This is a genomic window from Nonomuraea sp. IBHARD001, assembly GCF_056106265.1.
In genome coordinates this window covers 2,395,809-2,414,591 of record NZ_JBWBBW010000002.1, presented here as the reverse complement: position 1 = coordinate 2,414,591, position 18,783 = coordinate 2,395,809, and the positions used below count along the sequence as shown (strand labels likewise).

The 18,783-nt window shown below is 71.3% G+C and carries 18 protein-coding genes; 10 read left to right on the top strand and 8 right to left on the bottom strand.

Going from position 1 to position 18,783, the window contains the following annotated elements:
* Positions 1–142: 142 nt before the first annotated feature.
* A complete protein-coding gene (locus tag ACTWNK_RS13215; RefSeq protein WP_474304211.1) occupies positions 143–829 on the bottom strand; it encodes a spherulation-specific family 4 protein in 687 nt (228 codons plus the stop codon).
* A gap of 47 nt (positions 830–876) precedes the next feature.
* Entirely contained in the window at positions 877–1,725 is an 849-nt protein-coding gene (locus ACTWNK_RS13210; protein WP_474304210.1) for an NAD-dependent epimerase/dehydratase family protein, read from the bottom strand.
* A gap of 204 nt (positions 1,726–1,929) precedes the next feature.
* On the opposite strand from ACTWNK_RS13210, the gene ACTWNK_RS13205 reads away from it, so the two are divergent.
* The gene (locus ACTWNK_RS13205) at positions 1,930–2,250 is read left to right on the top strand and encodes a GroES family chaperonin (RefSeq protein WP_474304209.1); all 321 of its coding nucleotides are present in this window, start codon (positions 1,930–1,932) and stop codon (positions 2,248–2,250) included.
* Positions 2,251–2,367: 117 nt separating this feature from the next.
* Here the strand turns inward: ACTWNK_RS13205 and ACTWNK_RS13200 are convergent, their stop codons facing one another.
* On the bottom strand, positions 2,368–3,276 hold the full coding sequence (locus tag ACTWNK_RS13200; protein WP_474304208.1) for a TolB family protein: 909 nt from the start codon (positions 3,274–3,276) through the stop codon (positions 2,368–2,370).
* Between the two features lie 1,009 nt (positions 3,277–4,285).
* Entirely contained in the window at positions 4,286–4,759 is a 474-nt protein-coding gene (locus ACTWNK_RS13195; protein ID WP_474304207.1) for a TIGR02611 family protein, read from the bottom strand.
* A gap of 225 nt (positions 4,760–4,984) precedes the next feature.
* Here ACTWNK_RS13195 and ACTWNK_RS13190 point away from each other — a divergent pair, with 225 nt between their 5' ends.
* From ACTWNK_RS13190 to ACTWNK_RS13175, 4 genes are read left to right on the top strand one after another with little or no spacing between them, the layout of a single operon-like run.
* Positions 4,985–5,887 (top strand): phosphotriesterase family protein, encoded by a 903-nt coding sequence (locus ACTWNK_RS13190; protein WP_474304206.1) that lies wholly within the window; start codon positions 4,985–4,987, stop codon positions 5,885–5,887.
* Positions 5,888–5,940: 53 nt separating this feature from the next.
* Positions 5,941–7,134 carry an ROK family transcriptional regulator gene (locus ACTWNK_RS13185; protein WP_474304205.1) on the top strand — a complete coding sequence of 398 codons (1,194 nt, stop codon included), beginning with the start codon at positions 5,941–5,943 and terminating at the stop codon, positions 7,132–7,134.
* Between the two features lie 46 nt (positions 7,135–7,180).
* Positions 7,181–8,089 (top strand): sensor histidine kinase, encoded by a 909-nt coding sequence (locus ACTWNK_RS13180; RefSeq protein WP_474304204.1) that lies wholly within the window; start codon positions 7,181–7,183, stop codon positions 8,087–8,089.
* On the top strand, positions 8,086–8,751 hold the full coding sequence (locus tag ACTWNK_RS13175; protein WP_474304203.1) for a response regulator: 666 nt from the start codon (positions 8,086–8,088) through the stop codon (positions 8,749–8,751). Before ACTWNK_RS13180 ends, ACTWNK_RS13175 begins: the two co-directional genes overlap by 4 nt.
* On the opposite strand, the gene secY is transcribed toward ACTWNK_RS13175, so the two are convergent.
* Entirely contained in the window at positions 8,748–10,052 is a 1,305-nt protein-coding gene (gene secY, locus ACTWNK_RS13170; RefSeq protein WP_474310904.1) for a preprotein translocase subunit SecY, read from the bottom strand. The genes ACTWNK_RS13175 and secY overlap by 4 nt on opposite strands.
* Before the next feature lie 95 nt (positions 10,053–10,147).
* Between secY and ACTWNK_RS13165 the strand changes: the two genes are divergently transcribed.
* Positions 10,148–10,732, top strand: a complete 585-nt coding sequence (locus ACTWNK_RS13165) for a P-loop nucleotide/nucleoside kinase family protein (RefSeq protein ID WP_474304202.1) — start codon at positions 10,148–10,150, stop codon at positions 10,730–10,732.
* A gap of 72 nt (positions 10,733–10,804) precedes the next feature.
* On the opposite strand, the gene ACTWNK_RS13160 is transcribed toward ACTWNK_RS13165, so the two are convergent.
* Complete coding sequence (locus ACTWNK_RS13160; RefSeq protein WP_474304201.1) at positions 10,805–11,050, bottom strand: hypothetical protein; 246 nt, start codon at positions 11,048–11,050, stop codon at positions 10,805–10,807.
* 104 nt (positions 11,051–11,154) lie between these two features.
* Here ACTWNK_RS13160 and ACTWNK_RS13155 point away from each other — a divergent pair, with 104 nt between their 5' ends.
* Both ACTWNK_RS13155 and ACTWNK_RS13150 read left to right on the top strand, forming a co-directional pair.
* Positions 11,155–12,087 (top strand): LysR family transcriptional regulator, encoded by a 933-nt coding sequence (locus tag ACTWNK_RS13155; protein ID WP_474304200.1) that lies wholly within the window; start codon positions 11,155–11,157, stop codon positions 12,085–12,087.
* A 258-nt stretch (positions 12,088–12,345) separates the two neighbouring features.
* Complete coding sequence (locus tag ACTWNK_RS13150; RefSeq protein ID WP_474304199.1) at positions 12,346–13,362, top strand: LLM class flavin-dependent oxidoreductase; 1,017 nt, start codon at positions 12,346–12,348, stop codon at positions 13,360–13,362.
* On the opposite strand, the gene ACTWNK_RS13145 is transcribed toward ACTWNK_RS13150, so the two are convergent.
* A complete protein-coding gene (locus ACTWNK_RS13145; RefSeq protein ID WP_474304198.1) occupies positions 13,326–13,535 on the bottom strand; it encodes a hypothetical protein in 210 nt (69 codons plus the stop codon). The genes ACTWNK_RS13150 and ACTWNK_RS13145 overlap by 37 nt on opposite strands.
* A gap of 279 nt (positions 13,536–13,814) precedes the next feature.
* On the opposite strand from ACTWNK_RS13145, the gene ACTWNK_RS13140 reads away from it, so the two are divergent.
* Complete coding sequence (locus tag ACTWNK_RS13140) at positions 13,815–15,773, top strand: ATP-binding protein (RefSeq protein WP_474304197.1); 1,959 nt, start codon at positions 13,815–13,817, stop codon at positions 15,771–15,773.
* Between the two features lie 43 nt (positions 15,774–15,816).
* Here the strand turns inward: ACTWNK_RS13140 and ACTWNK_RS13135 are convergent, their stop codons facing one another.
* Positions 15,817–17,847, bottom strand: coding sequence for an ATP-binding protein (locus tag ACTWNK_RS13135; protein ID WP_474304196.1), 2,031 nt, complete (start codon positions 17,845–17,847; stop codon positions 15,817–15,819).
* A gap of 146 nt (positions 17,848–17,993) precedes the next feature.
* Here ACTWNK_RS13135 and ACTWNK_RS13130 point away from each other — a divergent pair, with 146 nt between their 5' ends.
* The gene (locus tag ACTWNK_RS13130) at positions 17,994–18,743 is read left to right on the top strand and encodes a PP2C family protein-serine/threonine phosphatase (RefSeq protein ID WP_474304195.1); all 750 of its coding nucleotides are present in this window, start codon (positions 17,994–17,996) and stop codon (positions 18,741–18,743) included.
* The last annotated feature ends 40 nt before the right edge of the window (positions 18,744–18,783 follow it).

Sequence of the window (18,783 nt, the reverse complement as noted above, 5' to 3'; positions counted from 1 at the left end):
TCATCCTGTCATGGGCGGCGTGCCGTGGTAAGTCGGCAGATCGGATCAGGGCCAGGGCCGTGCGGGCCCAGCGATCAGGACGGCGACGTGCCGTAGTAGGTCGGCAGATCGGGCCCATAGGCAGAGCGGTGCGGCCCCGCGATCAGCTCGGCGGCGTGCCATAGTAGGTCGGCAGATCGGCCCAAGGTGTGGCGCCGGAACGGTCGGTCAGGCCGATCGTCGCCGCGTTCTTGAGCGCCCTGCGCAGGGTGAGGTCGAACGCCCTGCCGGGGACGTCGTGGATGAGGTGGCAGAACCTGCCCCGCGCCATCGCCCTGGCCCAGGCGGGCTCGCGCATCGACTTGTACGCGGCGAGCCTGCCCTCGAACGTCACCAGCACGTCGGCCAGCGCCGCATAGCCCGGGTCCGGGTACACGCCCGGGTTCAGCACGATCGTGCCGCGCACCCCTTCGACGGCCTCCCCGTAGTGGCCGATCCGGTCGGCGCAGGCGGCCACCTGGTCGAGGAAGAGGCCGCGCACGCCGTACCAGGATCGGTAGCGGCGCAGGTCGGCGCGGATGTCGGCGATCGGGCGCAGGCCGAAGTCGCTGTCGACCAGGCCGAGCACCTCGGTCCCCGCCTGCACGAGCGGCGCGAGCGCCCGTACGTACGCGGGCTCCCGTACCGTGCCGGGCCCGCCGCCGTCCACCGCCAGCACCAGCAGCCGGGGCGGGCACAGCGCCAGCCGCCGCCAGGCCTCCTCCTGCCCCACGCCGAAGTACGCGGGGACGCAGATCCCCACAGGGCCGGACGTCTCGGCCGGGACAGGCTCCGCCTGGGCCGGGCTCACGCTCGGGGGCTGCGGCGACGGGAGGGAACGCGGGTGGTGCAAGGGCGTCACGAGGTGGCCGCCCAGAGATCGGTCAGAGTGGTACGGAGGTCGTACTCGGGCTGCCAGCCGAGCGCGGTGCGCGCGGCCGTGATGTCGGCGCACTGCCACGGCACGGCGAGCGAGCCCGAACTGCCCGGCACCACACGGGCGCCCGGACGGCCGATCTGCACCAGGGTGGCGACCACGTCGTGCACGGCGCTGGCCCGGCCGCTGCCGATGTTGAGCACGGGCGGCGGGCGCTCGGGCAGGAAGGCGGCGGCCGTCACCGCGCGCACGACGTCACGCACGTCGACGAAGTCGCGGTACAGCGCCATGCCGCCCACCACGACGTCGGCCTCGCCGCGCAGGTCGTGCACGACCCTGGCGGGCAGGCTGTGGGCAGGGGCGCCCGGCCCCACCACGTTGAACAGGCGCAGGGTGAGCGCGTCGAGGCCGTCACGCGCCGCCGCGCGCACCAGCTCGGTGCCCGCCAGTTTGGTCAGGCCGTAGTCGCCGGTCGGGCGGCACGCGTCGCCCTCGCCGATCGGCGGGCCCATGGGCACGGCGCCGTACTCGGCCGCACTGCCCAGGTGCACCAGCCGGGCGTTGGGCGCGGCGACCGAGAGCGCCGCGAGCAGCCTGGCCACGGCGACGACATTGGCCCCCGCCAGGGCGACCGGCTCGCCGACGGCCAGCCCCGCGCAGTTGACCACGACGGCGGGCGCGACCTCGTAGAGCAGGCCGGTGAGCTCGGCGTGGGTCGCGGTGGCCAGGTCGGCGCGTTCGCGTGTGGCGGCCACGACCTCGCCGTGCTCCTGGAGCGCGGGCAGGACATGGCCACCGATGAAACCAGTGGAACCGAAGAGGAGAATCATAAAGCCTCGTTGACCCCGAAATATGACATAAACGCCTCCAGGGCGTGGATATGAAGCGGGGAAATCCGGCATCCGAATACGTCATTCACCCGGGCCCCAGAAAAGTTATAGCCGACGCGATTCCCACGCCGTTCCGAGTCGGCGAAAAAACATCCATCCCATGATCACTTCGAACGGGAGGCGGACGGCACGTAAGCTTCGGGTGTGCCAGACCCAAAGTTCGAGATCCAGATGCTGCACGACCGGGTGATGATCAAGGTCGAGCAGGACGGCGAGGAGCGCCGCAGCGGCGCGGGGATCGTCATTCCCGCCACGGTCAAGATGACCAACCGTCTCGCCTGGGGCGAGGTGTGCGGGGTCGGCGCGCACGTACGCGCGGTGAAGGTCGGCGACAAGGTCCTGTTCAACCCCGAGGACCAGTACGAGGTCGAGGTGCACAACGAGGTCTACCTCGTCATGCGCGAACGCGACCTGCACGCCGTCGCCACCCAGGAGACCGACCACGGCACCGGCCTGTACCTCTGAGCCCAGGCGGGGCGGAGGCGCGTGCCTGGTCAGCGGCGCGTGCAGCCCAGGTACAGGTCCTACTGCCAGGCACGCGCACGGTCGGTCCGCAGGGCACACTGCAGGGCACGCGCACGGTCAGCGGCGCGTGTACCCCAGGTACAGGTCCTTCTGCCAGTCGGCCGCCGGGATGTCGGCGATGACGCGTCTCGTCTGCCCCTTGAGGTCGACGACCGCCACCTGGAAGGCCGCTCCCCTCGGCAGGACGACGACCAGATGCCCGTCGTTCCACCATCCGAATATCGCCTTCGGCTGGACGGGCACTCTGGTGGCGATCCGGCCAGAGACCCGGTCGACGACGCACACGTGCTCGGAGAAGCGCACCGGACACCAGGTCACGAGGCTGCCGCCCGCCGGTGAGAACACGTCCTCGCCGCCGCCCGGCGTGCCGACGTCGGCCACCGTACGCGCGACCTTGCCGTCGGTGCGGTAGTAGCGCAGGCCGCGTTTGTACTCGGCGACCAGGGTGCCGTCCGGGCTCCACCGGAACGTCGCCCCTCGGCCCGTGCCCTCCACCATGACCGTCCTGGCCTTGCGTCCCGCCACGTCGACGAGGGTGAACCCCGCCGTCTGCCACTTGCCCTGGACCCGCTTCTCCACGGTCAGCAGCACCGTGCGCCCGTCGCGCGACCAATACGCGTACGACGCCAGCAACGGCCTGGCCACCGTCGGCACCCGCACCGCCTTGCCCGTCGCCCGGTCGAGCAGCAGGACCGAGTCACGCCCCTTGACGTACGCGCCCGCCACGCCCGCCACCTTCGTGCCGTCCGGGCTGACCGACACCTCCGAGTACGCGGTCCTACGCGTGAAGGCGTTGCGGCCCGCCGTACGCAGGTGCACACCCTTGCCCTTGATCCAGTAGGAGGAGACGCCGACCGGGTCGGTCGCGTTCTCGTGCAGGGTCACCCCCGTGCCCGGCAGCCGCACGTCGTCGGCATGTACGGCCGGCAGCAGCAGGGCAACGACGAGCGGCAGTTTCGCGATCACGGCGGCAGCCTAAGAACTCCCCTCCCGATTGTCGCCCCACCGACCCCAATCGGCATAGATCAAAACCCCTATGGCCAATTCCCTGACATATAACGAAACGCCCCCAAGGCGTACGCGCCGGGAAGCGCAGAACGCGAGACCCCGAAGGCGTGAAAAACCAAGACCGGGGAACACGCCGGAAGGCCCCAAGGCCGCCTCCCCAAAGCCCCCTCACCCCAAGTCCACCCCAGCCCCCCACGGCCCCACAAGGACACCCCTCACCCCAAAGCGCGTGTACGCCGAGTGAGCGCCAGTGCCGCGAAAGTCCCCAGGACGCCGAAGACGCCGATCCCCACCAAGATCGCCACCCCGCCCCGCTCCTCCGACAACGTGTCGATATCGGCCCCGCAAACGACCGCCCCCTCCCCACCGTCCACATACACACACGCGGTCGCCGTCACCGCCCCAACCCCCCGCCCCTCCTCAACCTCTCCCTCACCACCGGCCCCAACAGCCCGCAAAACCCCACCCCCACCCCCACCAGCCCCAACAACCTCACCACCACCACGACCTCCCACCTCCCCCCGAACCCCGGCCATCCGAAACGACACCTCCTCCCCACCGGCCGGGAACACCCCACGCCACACCACCCGCGACTCCCCGACCACACCCCCTACCGCCGACACCCCCACCAACCCCCGAGGCGGCGTAACCCGCACCTCTCCCACGACATCCCCAACTCCCTGGTTGACCACAGACACCACATAGACCGCCTCATCCCCCACCTCAACCCGCGTCACCCCGTCGTCCACCCGAACCGACAACCCCCCGCCAAAGCCGGCCCCGGCCACGCCGGCCACCCCAGCGACAACACCCAACGCCCCAAGCGCCCGCAAGAAGCCACCCATCGACGCCAACCCCCGCCCGTGATGAAGAAGTCACCGAACGTGGTCAGCATTCCACCCGTCGCCCCCGAACCCAGGGATGTACGCGCCCCGCGAGGGGAGGAAGACAGCCGGACGGGACGACCTCAGCCCACCAGCTCGCGGAACCAGGTCAGGACATCTCCCGCCATTCCCACTACGTCGATCCCCAGCGTGCTCAACCCAAGTGCGATGATCGCGCCGGCCACGGCGAAGGTCACCACGAGGACGAGGATGCGCACGGTCCAGCCGCGGCGTTTGTACCACTCGGTCCAGGCGTGCAGAGTGCGCTTGCCGAACTCCAGGACCTTGTGCGCCCAGTGGAACTCGGTCGCGAGCACGGCGAGACCGGCGAAGACGACGAGCCAGCCGGGACCGGGGAACGGGACCATGATGAGGCCGCCGATGACCAGGATCGCGCCGATGCCGCCTACGACGATCTTGAGGGTGAGGCGGCCCGTGCGGGTGGACCTGATGTTGTCGCGCCAGGCGCCCAGCCTGGAACGCTGCGCCGCCTCATCCTTGAGCTGATCGGCGTCGCCGGTCTCCGAGGTGCTCTTCACCTCGTCTGAGATCGCCACACGGTCCCCCCGGACATTTGACCCCCGGACACTTGATTGGTGCCCCCAACAATAGAGGGCGCCGCCCGGCGACGAGCGCCCAGCGGACGAGTCACACAAAATCCCCTGAAGATCACAGAATCCCCGAAGATCACCAAACACCCCCCGAAGATCGATAAGCCCGCCGAAGGTAAAGCTTCTCGCTCCAGGTAGCCGAATGAGGGCAAATATCGGTTAATGTCGTGCATGCCCGAGGCCCTCATTCGTACCGTTCACGGTCACATCCGCGCTTCCGCGATCACCGGCGCGGTCCTCCCCCACGAGCACCTGCGCAGCGACATGCGCTGGGCGGTCGGCATCGACTCCGACCCGCACCGCTGGCTCGACGAGGAGCACACGGTCACCGAAGAGCTGCGTACCCTGCGCCAGAGCGACCACCTCGGCCTCGTCGTCGAGCTGAGCTGCATCGGCATGGGCAGGGACGCCGCCGCGCTGGCCCGCATCGCCGCCGGAAGCAGGGTGCCCGTCGTCGCCGCGACCGGCCTGTTCGCCGAGCCGTTCACCTACGTGGGCGAGGCCGACACCGACACCCTCACCCGCAGGCTCATGGACGAGATCTCCTCCGGCCTCGACGGCACCGGCGTCTTCCCCGGCGTCATCGGCGAGGTCGGCTGCTGGGGCGCCGAGCCCACCGCGTCCGAGGAGCGCTGCCTGATCGCCGCCGCCCGCGCCTCGCTCGCCTCCAGGCTGCCGGTCGCCACCTACGGCCAGGACGGTCTGGCCATGCTGGAGATCCTGCTCGGCCAGGGCCTGCCCGCCGGGCGCGTCAGCATCGGGTACGCGGGAGGCGACCCCGCCGTCGCCCGCAAGATCGCCGAGTCCGGCGCCTATGTCGGCCTCGCCTCGCTCGGCCTGCCGTCCGACACCGCCGCCCGCATCGCCTTCGAGCTCATCGAGGACGGCCACGGCGAGCGCCTGCTGCTGAGCACGGGCGTCGCCAGGGTCGCCCACCTGCAGAGGTACGGCGGCGCGGGCTACTCGCAGGTGTTCCGCAGCCTGCTGCCCCGCCTGCGCGAGGCCGGGATCGCCGAGGAGACGATCCAGGCGATCGTGCACGACAACCCGATCCGCTGGCTCACCAACGGCTGAGCACGGCCGCCCCCGTTTTGACGCTGGCGGAAAGCGGGGTGTTGACTCCACGCATGTTGCGGCAACCGAGCGGGCCCCTGGGCGCGGGCGCGCTCCTGGCGATCCTGCGTGACGGCCGGGCCCGTACCAGGGCCGAGCTGTCCGAGCTCACCGGCCTGGCCAGGTCGACGGTCACCCAGCGCCTGGACGCGCTGCTCGACCACAGGTGGATCGTGCCATCGGACGGCGCGATCTCCTCGGGCGGCAGGCCCGCGCTCGCCTTCTCCTTCAACCACGCGGCCAGGGTGGTGCTCGCGGCCGATCTCGGCGCCACCCACGCCAGGGTCGCCGTCACCGACCTGGCGACCCGCGTCCTGGCCGAGCGCACGGCCGACGTGCCCATCGACAGGGGGCCGGAGGCGACGCTCGGCTGGCTGGCCGAGACGTGCGCCGAGTTGCTCGCCGAGTCGGGGCACGAGCTGTCGCAGGTGTGCGGGATCGGCGTCGGCCTGCCGGGCCCCGTCGAGCACGCATCGGGACGGCCGACCAGTCCGCCGATCATGCCGGGCTGGGACGGCTTCGCCGTACCCGAGTGGTTGCGGGCGCGGCTGGGGGTCGGGGTGCTGGTGGACAACGACGTGAACATCATGGCGCTGGGCGAGCACTGGGCCGCCAGGCCCGAGGCCGACCAGCTGGTGTTCGTCAAGATCGGCACCGGCATCGGCTGCGGCATCATCTCCGACCGGCGCCTGCACAGGGGCGCCCAGGGCGCGGCGGGCGACATCGGGCACGTACGGGTGGCCTCGAACGCCGACGTGCTGTGCAGGTGCGGCAACACCGGCTGTCTCGAGGCGGTCGCCGGAGGCGCGGCGGTGGCGGCCAGGCTGCGCGCGGCGGGCGTCGCGGCCGAGGGCAGCCGCGACGTCGTGCAACTCCTGCGCGCGGGCAACGTCCAGGCCGTGCAACTGGTACGGCAGGCGGGACGCGAGGTCGGCGACGTGCTGGCCGCGATCGTGAACTTCTTCAACCCGGCCGTCATCGTCATCGGCGGCGACATGGCCGAGGCGGGCGAGCACGTGCTGGCCGGGGTCCGCGAGGTGATCTACAGCAGGTCGCTGCCGCTGGCGACCCAGCACCTGAGCATCCGCACGAGCGAGCTCGGCGACCGGGCGGGGGTGATCGGCGCGGCGGTGATGGTGATCGAGCACGTGCTCTCGCCCGGCACCGTGGACGAGGCGCTCGACGCCGCCAGGGCCGGACTTGGCTAGGATCTTCGGCGTCACGTCAGCGCGGTGTCACGGGGAACGGTGAGCGTTGGGCGAGCAGCCGACACGCCTGCGGGGGATGCTGGCCAGGGCCAGGGATCTGCCGGTCGTCGCCATGCTCGCGTGGATCGGCTGGCTCGCGGTCCCCTGGCCGCCGCACGCGCTCGCCCAGGCCCGGCCCGCCACTCCCGAACCCACCCATACCGACCCTGGAAGCGCCCAGGACCGCACCGCGCCCCTCGACGCCCCTGCTCCGCCGCCCCCGGCTTTCCGGGCCGCGACGGCCGCTCTCAGCCCCGCCCAGAGCCCTTCACGCGACGACGCCCGCCTCACCCTCGCCCTGTCGGCCGAGCGGACGCGCATCGCCGGTGAGGTGCACGACGCGGCGGGCCACGGCCTGGCCGCCATCGCCATGCAGGCGGGCCTCGCGCTGATGCTGCTCCAGGAGGACCCGGAGCAGGCCCGCGAGTCGCTGGAGGCGATCCGCGAGACGAGCGTGCGGACGCTGGGCGAGCTGCGCACGGCGCTCGACCGCCTCGACCCGGACGGCGCGCCCGAGGCGAAGCGGCCCGGAGCCGCCGACCTGCCGCTGCTGATCGGCGGCGTGCGCGCGGCGGGGCTGCCCGTCGACCTCGAACCCGCGGACCCCGCGATCCCCGCCCATCTCGACCGCACGGTCTACGGGCTCGTGCGCGAGTCGCTGACCAATGTGCTGCGGCACGCGGGGCCGACCAGGGCGCTGGTCCGGGTGGCGAGCGAGCCGGACGCGTTCGTGCTGCAGGTGGCCGACCGCGGCTCCGGCTGGGCGGGAGGCGCCGAAGGCAGGGGCCTGGCCGGGATGCGGGCCAAGGTGCTGGCCGAGGGCGGCGACTTCAGGGCGGGCCCGCGCGAGGGCGGCGGCTTCGAGGTGACCGCGCGCTTCCCCCGCGACCACGCCCGGCCGGGCGCCGGAGCATGAGCGCCGCGCCCGCCAGGATCCGGGTGGCCGTGGCCGACGACCAGGCCGTGGTCAGGATGGGCCTGCGGGTGCTCATCGAGCGTGAGGCCGATCTGGAGTTCGTCGGCGAGGCCGCCGACGGCGCGCAGGCGCTGGAGCTGGTGCGCGCGAGCGCGCCCGACGTCCTGCTGCTCGACATCCGCATGCCGGGCATGGACGGCATCGAGGTGCTGCGCGACCCGGCGCTCGGCCGTACCAAGGTGGTGATGGTGACGACGTTCGCCGTCGACGCCTATGTGTTCGCCGCGTTGAAGGCGGGGGCGAGCGGGTTCGTGCTGAAGGACGGCGCGCCGGAGGAGCTGGTGCACGCGATCCGCGTGGTGGCCTCGGGCGAGGCGCTGCTGTCGCCGGCGGTGACCAGGACGGTGATCGGCCAGTTCGGGCGGCACGTCGCCGACGGCATGGCGGCGGCCGACGACCTGGCCGGCCTGACGCCGCGCGAGCGCGAGATGGTGGCGTGGGTGGCGACCGGCCGCTCCAACGACGAGATCGCGGCCGAGCTGACGATCAGCCCCGACACCGTGCGCACCCATGTGAGCCGGGCGATGGTGAAGCTCGGGGCGCGCGACAGGGCGCAGCTGGTGGTGTTCGCCTACCGTGCGGGGCTCACGCTGCCGGACTAGCGGCGCCTGCGGAGGAAGCCCTCGTAGGCGCGCTGCTGGATCTGGCTCTCGATCTGCTTGACGGTGTCCAGCCCCACGCCGACCATGATCAGCACACTGGCCCCGCCGAAGGGGAAGTTCGCCTGGGTGGACGGGTCGCGCAGCACGACGAACGCGGCGATCGGGATGAGCGACAGCACGCCGAGGTAGAGCGCGCCGGGCGCGGTGAGCCTCGACAGCACATGCCTCAGGTAGGCGGCCGTCGGCCTGCCCGGCCTGATGCCGGGGATGTGGCCGCTGTTCTTCTTCATCTGGTCGGCCACCTCGTCCGGATTGAAGGTGATCGAGACGTAGAAGTAGGTGAAGCCCACGATGAGCAGGAAGTACGTCACGATGTAGAGGGGATGGTCGCCCGACTGCAGATAGGTGGCGATCCACCCGGTGAGCGCGTTGGAGGGGCCGAGCAGCCCGGTGGCCAGGGTGGGCAGCGTCAGCAGCGAGCTGGCGAAGATCACCGGCACGATCCCGGCCTGGTTCACCTTCAGCGGCAGATAGATGCCGCTCCCTCCGTACGGCCTGCCGGACACGGTGGCCTTGGCGTATCTCACCGGCACCCGGCGCTGGGCCTGCTCCATGAACACCACGGCCGCGACCAGGCACACGCCCATCACCATCATCGCGCCGAACGCGAACGGGCTGAGCACGAAGATGTTCGTCAGGTACGAGGGGAAGACCGCGACGACCTGGGTGAAGATCAGGATGGACATGCCGTTGCCGACGCCGCGTTCGGTGACGAGCTCGCCCAGCCGCATGACGACACACGTGCCCGCGACCATGGTGAGGACGATGACGACGGCGGTCAGCAGGTGCTCGTCGGCCAGCAGCGGCCCCGGGCAGTTCGGGATGATCGTCCCGGCCCTGGCCATGGCCACCACCGCGGTCGCGTTCACGACGGCCAGCCCGACGGTCAGGTAGCGGGTGTACTGGGTGATCTTCGCCTGTCCGTTCTGCCCTTCCTTGCGTAGGGCGTCCAAGCGTGGAATCTGGGTCGAGAGGAGCTGGATGACGATACTGGCCGTGATGTAGGGCATGACGCCGAGTGCGAAGACCGACATCTTCAGCATCGCGCCGCCGCTGAACAGCTGGACCATGTCGAGCAGGCCGCCCTTGGCCTGCGTCAGGCACGCCCGCACCGCCACGACGTCCACGCCCGGCGCCGGGAGGATCTGGCCGAACCTGAACAACGCCACCACGCCGAGCGTGAACAGCAGCTTCTTCCGCAGGTCCGGCGTACGGGCCGCCCTGCCGATCACCGAGAGCATCACGACCACGACTCTCGCGCCGCACGCCCCCGCCGGTCGTCCGCCCAGGCGCGGCACGTCGTCTACGCGGATCCGCGTAGACGAGGATCGGAGCGGTGAGCGCACCCCTTTGGATCGTCAGCGGCCCGCCCGGCTCGGGCAAGTCGACCGTGAGCGCCGCGCTGGCCGCGATGCTCTCGCCGCCGCCCGCCGTACTGGACAAGGACACCGTCTACGGCGACTTCGTCTCCGGCGTGCTGCAGGCGCACGGCAGGAGCCAGGGCGAGCGCGAGGGCCCGTGGTACGACGAGCACGTCAAGCACCTGGAGTACGGCGGGCTGACCCGGCTGGCACGTGAGATCAGGTCGCACGGCTGCCCGGTGCTGCTGGACGGGCCCTTCACCACGCAGGTGCACGTGCGCGAGGTGTGGGCCGCGTGGACCGAGGCGCTGGGCGGCGGGCCGGTGCGGCTGCTGTGGGTGCGTTCGGACGCGGCGACCCTGCGCAGGCGGCTGACCGAGCGGGGCCTGGCGAGGGACGAGGGGAAGCTGGCCGCCTTCGAGGAGTACCTGAGGGCGATCCGGGTGGACGAACCGCCCGTCGTGCCGCACTGGGAGATCGACAACCGTTCAGGCGCGGAGCCACTCGACCGGCAGCTCGCCCATTTCAGTCATATATCGGGCTTTGACGGACACAAGTGAGCATCTCGCATGCAGATCCGGCGACGGAGCCCGCATCGGGATACCCCGATTTCCGGAAATCTCAGATTTCACTCAGTGATAGTCCACTGCGAAGGTATGCTGACCGAGCACGAATCCCTCGTCTCTGGGCAGCACGTGACCAGTGCCGATGAGCTTGCGGACGCTGCGCTCGACCTCGTTCTCGCCGAGCCCTGTCATTCGGGCCAGGCCACGGGTCCCCGCAGTTTCCCCCTCGATGTCGGCCGACGCGATCGCCTCGTAGACATGGATGTCGGTGTCGGACAGAGCCTGCACGTCATGGTGATAGTCATCGCACATGTGCATTCCTCTACCCAAATCAGGAAGCACCTTCCCTACACCTGTCGTCAATTTTCCTGACATATAGGATTGCAGGGATAACACGATGGTCTTACCTTCCGGGTATGGACCTCGAGCTACGTCACCTCAAGATTGTTCGCGCCGTCGCCGAGGCCGGCAGTGTCAGCAAGGCCGCTACCCGGCTAGGCGTGGCACAGCCCGCCCTGACGGCCCAGCTCAAGCGCCTCGAAAGAGTGCTTGGCGGCGCCTTGTTCGAACGCGACCGAAACGGCGCGCGTCCCACCCCCCTGGGCGAACTGGTACTCGCCCGCGCGCGGGTGCTCCTCCCTGCAGCGAAGGAGCTCCAAGATGAAGCAGTTCGATTCGCCAACGCTCGCGCCACGGGCTACCGCCTCGGCGCGACGAACGGACCGATACTCGGCGGCCTGGTCGACCGGCTGGCCGCCGACCGCCCTGTCACCACCTACACCTCCTGGTCGGCCGACGAGCTCACCACCATGGCCGCGCTCGGCAGGCTCGACTTCGTCCTGGTCGGCGCCTGCGGCGACAGCGGACCTGGAGCCGACTCGGTCAGCTGGCTGACCGTGGCGATAGATCCCGTGTTCGCCCTGCTCGGCGCCGACCACCGGCTCGCCGGTGAGAAGGAGATCGAGCTGGCCGACCTCAGCGGCGAGCAGTGGGCGGTGACGCCCGGCGACGGGTGTTTCGCCGACTGTTTCGCCGCGGCCTGCTCACGGGCCGGGTTCACCCCACGCACGATCTACGAGACCGACGTGGCCACCTGTGTGCACCTCGGCCAGGTCGGAAGGGCCGTCGTGCTGGCCCAGGCGACGTTCCAGCCGGTCGCCGGCACGGTACTCGTCCCGATCAAGGGCGCACCCCTGCGCTGGCGCCAGTTACTCGGCTGGCAGAGCTCCGTGCCCGGAGCTCCATGGGTCGGCATCAACGCCAGAGCCGCCCATGCCGACGCAGTACGGCGAAGCCCTGTGTACGCCGACTGGCTGGCCCGTAACCCGGGCTACGGCACGGCGCCCTAGCAAGCCGGGCTCCCCCTCCGGGCGACCGGACGGGGAGCCGGGGAACGGCGAGCCCGCCCTCCGGTACCAGGGGCGGGCCCGCCATTCCGGCTTGTCCGCCCGTTGTTATAAGCCCCATCCGTAAATGGGCATAACACGATGTTGGGGTCAACGCGTTAGGGCCCGGCGGGTAACCGTGCACTCACGGTGACGACGGACAGGCTATGCCGGACCGCGCCGCGCGGAATACCGGACGGTGTCCCCGCGGTTGCCGCAAAGGTGACGACTGATCCGATCCGCGGCGTCGCGCGCGGCGAAGCGGGCTTCCCGCTGTCCGTGCTCGACCTCGCCACCGTGAGCGCGGGCTCCACCGCGACCGAGGCCCTGCGCACCAGCACCGAGCTCGTACGACGGGCGGAGGCCTGGGGCTTCCATCGCTACTGGGTGGCCGAGCACCACGGCATGCCCAGTGTGGCCAGCACCTCACCGGCCGTGCTGATCGCCCACCTGGCCGCCGCCTCCACCACGATCAGGGTCGGCTCGGGCGGCGTCATGCTGCCCAACCACGCGCCGCTCATCGTCGCCGAGCAGTTCGCCACCCTGCACGCGCTGCACCCCGGCCGCATCGACCTGGGCCTCGGCCGCGCGCCCGGCACCGACCAGGCGACGGCACGCGCGATGCGCAGGGGCGACTCCGAGGCCTTCCCCGAGGAGGTCGCCGCGCTCACCCAGCTGCTTTCCGGCACCTATCCGGGTGTGCGGGCCTTCCCGCTCAACGCCGACCACCCGCCCGTGTGGCTGCTCGGCTCCAGCGGCTTCAGCGCGCAGCTGTCGGGCCTGATGGGGCTGCCGTTCGCGTTCGCCCACCACTTCAGCGCCGCCAACACCGAGCCCGCGCTCGAGCTCTACCGCACCTCGTTCCGGCCGTCGGCGGAGCTGGAGAGCCCCTACACGGTGATCGGGGTGAGCGCCGTGGCAGCCGACTCCTCGCACGAGGCCCTGCGCCTGGCCCGCACGCTCGGCCTGGCCATGCTGCGCCTGCGCACCGGCAACCCGGGGCCGGTGCCGAGCCCGGAGGAGGCCGAGAGCCACCCTTACACCGACTTCGAGCGCGCCTTCGTCGACGACTGGCTGGCCAATGTCGTCATCGGCACCGGCGACGAGGTGCGCGACGGGCTCATCGCGCTGCGCGAGCGCACGGGCGCCGACGAGCTCATGATCACGACAGGTGTGCACGGCGGCGCCAACCGCCTGCGTTCCTACGAGCTGATCGCCAAGTCGTTCGCCATGATCTGAACGTCGAAGTCCAGCAGCGTCTCCGCCAGCCGTACCCGCTGCTCGGGGGTGAGTCTGATCGTGAGCTGGCCGCGCGGGACGATGATCACATCGCCGTTGCGGCACGGCAGCACGTCGCACGGCAGGCTGTCGTCCCACGCCTGTCCGGCGTTCCCCTCCCCCTGCACCAGCACCAGTTCCACCCCAGGCCGCACTGCTGAAACAACCGTCACAGGGGATAGGACGACGCGATCGCCGTCATGGTTGTCGCTTCGAGTGGCAAATCCTCGTCATGAACCGGCCATCGGAGGGATCGGCCGTGGCTCGTCCACATGTGTCGCCTTTGTCGCCGAGGGTCCTCTCCCCCGCAGCTCCGGGGTGCGGGCGGCTTTCTTGGCGATTCTTTCGCGTCCTGCGGACACTGCGTGTCGGCGGGTCTACGCTGAGATGATCGAAGCGGCGAAACGGTGGATATGCATGGTCTTGTCGGGCGGGAAGCCGAGGTCGGCGAAGTACGACTGGCCTTCCACCGCGCTCGCCTGATCACGCTCGTCGGCCCGCCGGGCGTCGGCAAGAGCAGGCTGGCCCGCAAGCTCGCCGAGAACGCGCCGCGCGTGCAGCTCGTCGACGCCGATCGGCCCGACGCCGCGCGCACCGCCGCCGAGGCCGTCTCCGGCGGGCTCGGCCTGCTCGTGCTCGACGACTGCGACGCCCATGTCGACGAGCTGTCGGTCCTCGTCCAGTCGCTGCTGGCCGCCGACCCCGCGCTGCGCGTGCTCGCGACCTCCCGCCAGGCGCTCGGCGTGCCGGGCGAGCGGCTCGTCATGGTCAAGCCGCTGGCCGCCGTCGACAGCATCCGGCTGCTGCGCGCCCTGGCCTCGGCGTCGGGCGACGGCCCGCACGACGTCGCCGAGGCCGCCGTCAGGCTCGACGGCCTGCCGCTGGCGATCGAGATGGCCGCCGCACGGCTGCCGCAGACCCTGCGCGCGCTGGCCGCCTCCCCGTCGGAGGAGTCGGCGGGCCGGGTGACGCTCGGCCTCGAGGCCGTCGGCGGGCAGGCCTGGCCGCAACGCCACCGGACCATGCGCGACGCGATCGCCTGGAGCCATGAGCTGTGCGAGCCGGAGGCCCGGCTGCTGTGGGCCAGGGCCTCGGTGTTCGCCGGGCAGTTCGACCGCGAGTCCGTCAGCTCCGTGTGCGTGGACGAGCAACTGCCCGCCCATCGCGTGCTCGACGCGCTGATCTCGCTCGTGCAGCAGTCGGTCTTCCTGCGCGTGGAGGACAAGAGCGGCGTGCGCTTCCGCATGCCGGGCTCGATCAGGGCCTACGGCACCGAGAGCCTCTACCTGCTCGGCGAGAGCGAGACGGTCGAGCTGCGCCACCGCGACCAGATGCTGGCCTGGGCGCGCAAGGCCGAGGCCGAGTGGCCGAGCGGCCAGACGCACTTCAACCGCAGGATGCGCGTCCTGCTGCCCGACCTCAGGAAGGCGCTGGAGACCAGCCTGCGCGCCGCCGAGCACGACGACGCCGAGGCCGGGGTCGCCCAGGACCTGGCGGGCACGCTGTGGCCGGTGTGGATCTGCTGCGGCCTCGAGCGCGAAGGCGTCGCCTTCGTCGACAGGACGCTCGCACTCGGCCAGAGCGGCTCCCCCGAGCGGGCCAGGGCACTGCGGGTCTCGGCCTGGCTGCACAGCACGCTCGGCGACCTCGACACCGCCGCCGCCCGGCTGCGTGAGGCCAGCACGGCTCCGGTCGGCTCCCCGATCCATCCGGTCCAGGTCCAGGTCAGTGCGCAGATCGCGATGCGCAGCGGCGACACGGTGACCGCACTGCGGCTGATCGAGGAGATCGGGCCGGCGGGGCGGCTCGACGACAACGCGCTGCCCGCCCTGCTGACCGGCTACCAGGTGATGGCCGCCGCCCTGGTCGGCCTCGGCGAGCTGCACCAGGCCGCACGGCTGCTGAACGAGGGCATGACCCGCTGCGACGAGGCCGGGGAGTCGTGGGTGCGCTCCCTGCTGCAGCACGCCCTGGCCCAGATCCAGTGGGACAACGGCGAGAGCCAGGAGGCCATGGCCAACGCGGGTTCGGCCCTGGTCATGGCCAGGCTGTTCGACGACACGCCCTCGATGGCGGCGGGCGTCGAGCTGATCGGCGCCATCGCGGTGCTCACCGGCAGCAGGCCCGGCGACGGCGCCAGGCTGTTGCGCTCGGCCGACGAGGCGTGGGCCGAGATCGGCGGGCACAGCAGGCGTTCGTCGTTGCTGGCCACCGCGTCGGCGCGGGCCAGGCCCGGCATGCCGCGTGCCGTACCCCTGGAGTTGCGTGCGGCGGTGTCGCTGGCGCTGGACCTGGCGGCGCTGCCGCAGTCCGAGCTGCCGCCGAGCGGTCTTGAGCAGGAGATCGGCGTCGCCCGGGAGGACGACGCCTGAAAGCCCGGCGCGGGCGGGGTCTCGCGCCCGCGCCGGTCATGCGTCAGAGGCGGCTGAGCTGCAGGCCGTTCCTGAAGTGCGAGTCGAGCGCCTGTCTGCCGATGGCCGAGGCGATGTCGCGCTCGCAGGCCACACGGGCGGCGGCGACCTCGGGCGAGGTGAAACGCGCCCTGCCGCCTTCGGGATGCCACAGGCTCGTACTGGTGCCGAGGAGCTCGGCCGCGCGTTCGTGCCCGCCCTGCGCGCTGGTGGCGATGGCCAGGGCCTCAAGCGCCAGGGCCATGTTGGAGCTGTCGTCGAGCTGCCTGCTGCCCTCGTACGCGGTGCGGGCGTGGTAGGCGGCGACCGCGTGCTCGCCCGCCGACAGATGCACCAGCGAGTGGATGTAGTGGCCCCACGAGCGGAACTTCTGCTCGCCGCGCAGCATGCCGTCGACCCTGATCTCCTCGGCCAGCGCCGATGCCGCCGGGTAGTCCTGCATGACGATCCTGGCGAACACCAGCGCGGCACGCGCCAGCATCCAGACCGCCTCCTGGACGCTGTCGTCCCACGGGCTCTCGGACAGGGCGACGAGGCGTTGCAGGGCCAGCTCCGGCTTGCCGTCCATGGCCCAGTCGGTGCCCTCGATGTAGTCGGCGGCACGCAACGCCGCCGTGTCCGGCGCGGCCGAACGGCACTCGCGCACGCAGCGCTCGATGCCCTCCATGTCGCCCTGGGCGATCATCACACAGCCGAGCGCCCAGGCCGCCCGCACCCTGATCGGGCCGGGCGTGCGGTCGTGGTCGAGCGCCCTTTCCAGGTAGGCGCGACCTTCGCGTTCGTACTCGCAGGAGAACCAGAAGAACCACAGCGACCCGGCCAGCTCCAGTGCGGTCGAGCCCGGCTCGGCGAGCGAGGTCTCCATCGCCAGGCGCAGTTCGGCGAACTCCTCGGCCAGCCGCTGGTACCAGCCGACCTGCCCGGCCCTGGTCCACTGCGGGAAGGCCTGGCGGGCCATGATGAGGTAGCGGTCGCGGTGCCTGCCCCTGATGGCCTGCTCCTCGCCGAGCTCGTGCAGCCAGGAGGCGCCGTACTCCCGCAGGCTGTCGTAGAGCCGGTACCTGTCGCCCTGGCGGACCACGATGGACTTGGCGACCAGGCCGTCGAGCGCGCGCGTGACGTTGGAGACCGGGCCGCCCGCGCACACCTCCCACGCGGCCTCGTCGGAGAACGGCCCGGCGAACACCGACACCCTGGCCCACAACAACCGCTCGGCCGGGGTGCACAGCTCGTGGCTCCAGCCGATCGTCGTCCACAGGCTGCCGTGCGGGGCCAGCACCGCCGACTCCCACTGCACGGGCACGTCGGCGCGGGCGTCCGGCCGTGCGGCCAGCTCCTCGACCCGCCGTTCGGCGAGCTGGGCCGCCACCAGTTCGAGGGCGAGCGGCAGCCCGTCGAGCCGCGCGCACAGCCTGGCCACGTCGCGTGCGTTGTCCTGCGTCACCTCGAACGTGGGATCGCAGGCGCGTGCCCGCTCGGTGAACAGTTGCACCGAGGCCGCGGCGGCGACCACCTCGGCCGCTGCGGACTCGGGGGGCGTCGGCAGTGGCTCAAGCTCGATCACCGCCTCGTCCTCGACACCCAGCGGCGTCCTGCTGGTGGCCAGCACGCTCAGCTCGGGACAGGCCCCCAGCAGCGCGATGACCAGCAGCGCGCAGTCGTCGACCACGTGCTCGCAGGTGTCCAGGACGATCAGGCACCGGCGGTCGGCGAGATGTTCGATGAGCAGCTCGATCATCGGCCGCGCGGTCTGGTCGCGGGCCTTGAGTTCGAGGCCGACCGCATTGGTGACCAGGGCGCCGTCACGCAGCCGCGACAGCGGCACCAGCCACACGCCGTCCGGGTAGTGCTCCGCCGCGTCGGCGCCCGCCCGCAGCGCCGTGCGCGTCTTGCCGACACCCGCCACACCGGTCAGGGTGACCAGCCTGGAGGAACGCAGCAGGTTGTCGATATCGATGAGCTCGGTGACACGGCCGAAGAACGGCGGAAGGTCCTCGGGCAGGTTCCCCGGCTGAGGGTCCACGTTTCTGTCCATGCTCTCCTCGACTTCGTCGCGTATAAGCCTCGCAACGGATAGTACGCATGGCTACCATTGGTCACTGGTCGATCCCAGAGAGCATCTCCATGTCAGAGCCCTTCCAGAGGATGCAAGACGACCGCCCCGACAAAGAAGACGAGGCCGTGGCGCGATCATTGCCGGAGCGCTGCGGCTCCCTGCACGTTCAGGCGCGGCACAAGGCCGCCGACGGCGCCGCCGCCGGTGGCGACCTCTACGACGTGGTCGACACCGTCTACGGCGTGCGCGCGATCATCGGCGATGTGACCGGCCACGGCCCGCCCTCCTCCGCACTGGCCGGTGAGGTGCGCAGGGCGTTCGAGCAGCTGGCCCAGCACGAGCCCAGGCTGCCCGGCCTGGCCCAGCGGCTGGACTCCTTCGTCGCCGAGCGCACGGGCGAGTCCGCCGAGAGCTTCGTGACGGCCTCGCTGATGGAGGTGCACGTCTACGCGCGGGCGACCGCCGACCTGCTCGTGTGCGGGCACCCCTCGCCGCTGCTGGCCAGGGGTGGCGTCGTGCGCCCGGTGCCCACGCTCTCGGTGACGCTGCCGCTCGGCCTCAACCACATGGGCGGCGGCGGCGACCAGTGCCCCACGACGTTCGACTTCGGCCCGGGCGACGCCCTGCTCATGTACACCGACGGGGCCATCGAGGCCCGTGACGCCCAGGGCGAGATGTTCGCCTTCGAACGCAGGGCCGCCGAGATCTGGCAGGACGACCCCTCGGCCCTGCTGCCCCGACTGGAGGCCGAGATCATGGCCCACAGCGGGGACCGGCTCGACGACGACGTCGCGCTGATGCTGCTGCAGGCCGACCAGCCCGTCATGGCCGCCTCGCACGGCCCGGCGTACGGCGAGCTCCGCCACGACCACTGATCCGTATGGGCGCGCGGCACGCGCGATGCCATGCTTTCGA